General features: G+C 27.8%; 3 protein-coding genes. 1 reads left to right on the top strand and 2 read right to left on the bottom strand.

Features of this window, described 5'->3' with window-relative positions; translation table 11 throughout:
- Positions 1-65 precede the first annotated feature (65 nt).
- The gene (locus N5B56_RS13320) at positions 66-1,304 is read left to right on the top strand and encodes an aminotransferase class V-fold PLP-dependent enzyme (protein ID WP_260979174.1); all 1,239 of its coding nucleotides are present in this window, start codon (positions 66-68) and stop codon (positions 1,302-1,304) included.
- Here N5B56_RS13320 and N5B56_RS13315 read toward each other — a convergent pair.
- Positions 1,288-3,660, bottom strand: a complete 2,373-nt coding sequence (locus N5B56_RS13315; protein WP_260979173.1) for a hypothetical protein — start codon at positions 3,658-3,660, stop codon at positions 1,288-1,290. The genes N5B56_RS13320 and N5B56_RS13315 overlap by 17 nt on opposite strands.
- Positions 3,661-3,683: 23 nt before the next feature.
- The gene (locus tag N5B56_RS13310) at positions 3,684-4,238 is read right to left on the bottom strand and encodes a hypothetical protein (protein WP_260979172.1); all 555 of its coding nucleotides are present in this window, start codon (positions 4,236-4,238) and stop codon (positions 3,684-3,686) included.
- Positions 4,239-4,371 lie beyond the last annotated feature (133 nt).

Raw genomic sequence — 4,371 nt, 5'->3', positions numbered from 1 at the left:
ATGGATAATAGATGATTATCTATTGCTTTTATCGAAATATTATTTATCTAAAATGGAGGTATAGTATGTTTTTATTAAAAAGTTTTTTAGGTGATAAATATAATCGTGTAAATAAAATTATAGATTCATATAATAATGTTCAAAATAATTATATTAATTTGGAAGCGTGTTGCAGTTATCCTTTTATCAATGTCTTAAAAGCACAAGAATATCCAATGTTTACGTTACCAACAGAGGGTGCGGTAGGGGAAAGATTTTTCCCAAGTTTTGAAAGTATGGATGATATTGATCTTTATACTGAAGAGTTGGTACTAAAATTGCTAAACATAGATAAGTATGAGTATGGTGTATGCAATCAGCCTCACTCTGGTACACAAGCCAATCAAATTGTATATAATACAATATTAAACGATGGAGATGTAGTATTAAGTCTTGACCCTAAAAGTGGTGGGCATATTTCTCATAACAAATTTTTGAAAAATGTTAGAGTGATAAATTATGGCTTAACATCTGAATATCTTATTAACTATGAACAAATATCCAATTTAGCCAATAAATACAAACCTAAATTAATCGTAGTAGGAGCGTCATCATATCCTAATAATATAGACTACAAATTAATTTCGAAAATTGCTCATAATAATAATTCTTACATAATGGTAGATGCTTGTCATACAATTTTATATATAATGGCAGGTCTATACAGCAATCCATTTCCTGATGTTGACTTTGTTACCTTTTCATTAGAAAAAGTTTTACGTGGACCTCAAGGCGGTATATTAATTTATAGCAAAAATTTACATAAATCAATTTCGTATTCTGTTTTTCCTATTACACAAGGGGGACCACTACAATCTATTCAATTTGCCAAACTATTATGCTTTGTTGAGTTATCACATACGGATATAAAAAAATATGCATCCGGAGTTCAACACCGCGCTAAATTAATAGGCTGTAAGCTAAATAATAATGGAATACAAACCTATTCTAAAGATTATAAAACTCATATATTATTAGTTGATGTTACACCATATAAATTAACTGGAAGTACAGCTGAGCAGTTATTTTTTGACAATCATATCTTGGTAAATAAAAATCAAATTCCTCTTGATTCGCTCTCTCCGCGTATTGCATCAGGAATTCGTTTTGGGACCACATGTATTTCTAATTTAAACTATTCAGATGAAGATACATCCTATTTGGCCGATTCTATTGTTAATTTGTTATTACACAGCAATGTAAACAAAGACATAATCGAATATCTAATTGAAAAATATCATAAAGATACTAATATCGCCAATTAGGTGATAAACTTAGACATATCGGAATACTATCCATACCAAGTGGTATCCTATCAAAAACAGTTAGAGCGGTCACTCCATTGCTAGAATTAGGCATAAACATATCTGATGGTTCAACTTCAGATGTACCTTTATTATAAAGTTCAATATTTTTTAAATTATATTCTAGTTGAAATCTAACCCAAGGATCTTGTAAAATTTCTGATTTATTTAAACTATGTAAAATAAATGTTTCTAAATCAGAAATTTTTTCAGGGTCAATTGCACATTCACATATTTTTTTATTGACAAACAATAATGTAACATCCATAACCAGCGTTTGTGGAACATCATCCAATGCACAGTCATAATATTCAAGAGCATTTTGATAATTTCCTTTTAAATAGCTAAGTGTTCCATAATTATAATACGCTTCGAATACTTCGTTAGATCCAATATTATTAAATTTTTTTATTGCCTTTTTTATCATATTCTCTGCGCTATTATATGTTTCAGCACCATTCCAAATTTGAATTACTGAAATATTATTAAGTGCAGTTGCCTGTTCAAAAACGGTTCCACACTTGATAAAATACTCGAGACATTTATTTAAATTTTGATGCGCCTGCTTATATGGGAAAAAATGTGCCGTATTTCTTAGTATTATATAATACCACTTATCATATACTTTATCTTTACTTTGCATGAAAGAAGATAATAATCCGGATATTTCTTGTTCTTTTCCTAAATGTTCTAGTATTATTAATTTATACATTAACGTCTCATTATTATTAGGCAACACTTCTATTTCCTTTAATGCTGTGTCAAAATGATAAAGTTGAGTCATTACTTTTACATAATAAATGCCAAATCTTTCGTTCCAACCATTACCAAGTTTTATAATTTCTAATACTTTTAAGGATATTTCAAAAGAACACGTCTTTTGACAAGCATCTAAAAGCTTTAATATAGATTGACATGAAATGTGTAATAATATATTTCCGTCTGAATCAATATACATTTTAGTTAATTCAACAAGATATAGAAAAGAACATGCATCATATTCTAATGCTATCAAATCTTCTAAGTATTTAATACTCTTTAAAATTCTTTTACTATCACATATTCCTACATAACAATGGAGTAAGTATATATAATCTGCTGATTCCTTTTTTTGTTGAACTAATTCCTCTAATCCATTTTCTATATTATAATAAAATTCTAAAAATTCTTCTGTTGAGTTAATTGTTTCTATGCTTAATCCTATCTTATCATGAGATGGTTTAAGTAAATCTTTTCTGGTACTATTTAGCATTACATAGCCTAATGTGATAATTTTTCTTAATTCTTCATTTAGTATATTGTCATTTAAATAAAAATGCCTTTTCATTAAGGCCGTCACATATTCTAGACGTATTCCTGCTGGAAATAAGGTAGCTAACAACACTAAATCTCTTTGTATTTGTGGTAGACTATTGAGAGCATTATCTAAAGACTTTGTATAATTTTTTTTGAGAATTCCCTTTCTTGTACTATTATCATTAGCTCTTATGTATATATCAATTTCTTTTAAATTACCACGTGTTTTTTCAAAACAATCTTCCAGCACTAAATCTAATATCTCAATATTAGGATATAAAGGTTTCAATATAAAATTGAATATATCTTCTTTACTTAAGTTTTCAAGTTTTATATTAATATAGTTAGTTTGATATGCCATTGGTCGAATATAATTGGTATAATCTGTTCTTTGTATGTTAATAAAAGCGACATTATTTGTTATCTGATTTAATGCTGTTTCAAAATATCGTCTTATTATTGGGTTCATAAACTGATAATTATCAATAATCAGTATCAGTTTATGTTTTTTGCTAATATTCTTAAAATATTTTATAACTAACTGAGATTTTTCTATCGCAGCATTATCCCTGATACAAGTAGTAGAATTATCGGTATTAATCCCACCAACCGCTATTTGAGCATTATATACTGGAATAGATGCGACAATAGAAGTTATTGATTGAAATAAAGTTTTAATAACTTTTTTCCCGCGCATGCTTCGCTGTAAATATTTTGACAAAGAACATTTTTTATCAATTCTTAACATATTCTCTCGATCATTAATGCCACCATTCCATACAGTAAATAAAAGCATATCCCAAAAAGCCGTGCTTGATAATATATCTTCCAATAAATTTAAGTATATTATTGTTGCATTAATATCATCTCCAAAATATTTCTCTAGGGCCTCCTGTATTAAAAAGGTCTTCCCTGTTCCAGATGGTCCATATATATTAATTATTGAACTAGATACATCACAACAATCTATTTTCGTTTGAATATCACATATTTTATCATATCTAATATTGTATTTTTCCATTATCAATTTCTCTTTCTTTTAGTTTATAACTTAACAAGGGTTGAAAATAAATCCCCTATTGTATAACGCAGCCCATTACATCTCCAACCTATATTCAATCGTGTTTGAATACTTGCAGCCGCACTAATAGCTTTTCTTACTTCTACAATGCTATCAAATAAAGTAGAATCATAATTTATAACAGTAGGAATTTCAGTTCTAAAATCTATAACATAAAATGGAATATCATTCAATTTTGTGTCATTTCCATATCTAAACAAATATGATATAGTCCAATGAGTATTATCTGACCACACTTTTCCATCATTTGTTATTACAATGCGAACAGCACGCAAACAAGGTGTTTGCGACATGTTCTGTATTCTGCCCACTTCATCAAAAATATCTGTATATGTTCTATGTGAACCAAATATATCATTATCATATCCAACATTTAAAGCATTTTTATGAAGTTCTTTAGTTTTATTATCTACATAGGCTATATGTTTACATTCTAATTGTACTAACTTCAATGGAAGTAAATCCTGAAGTTCTGGAGAATCATTGTTTCCATCAATTATTGTAAATTTATTAATCATTATTATTTCCTATCATATAAAATTCTATAATACTTTTGTTCTCATTGATAATTTTAAAAAATTCTAATATAAATCAATGTTTATTTACTCATAATATTTCGATAAAAGCAATAGATAATCATCTATTATCCAT

The sequence above is a fragment of the Eubacterium album genome (assembly GCF_025336545.1).
GTDB lineage: Bacteria > Bacillota > Clostridia > Lachnospirales > Lachnospiraceae > Eubacterium_U > Eubacterium_U album.
Note: the sequence above shows the minus strand (reverse complement) of the source record. Positions and strands in the feature narration are given on the sequence as shown.

Coding starts and splice junctions, on each gene's coding strand:
- N5B56_RS13310 (WP_260979172.1), bottom strand. CDS start 4,238: ATGATTAATAAATTTACAATAATTGATGGAAACAATGATTCTCCAGAA.
- N5B56_RS13315 (WP_260979173.1), bottom strand. CDS start 3,660: ATGGAAAAATACAATATTAGATATGATAAAATATGTGATATTCAAACG.
- N5B56_RS13320 (WP_260979174.1), top strand. CDS start 66: ATGTTTTTATTAAAAAGTTTTTTAGGTGATAAATATAATCGTGTAAAT.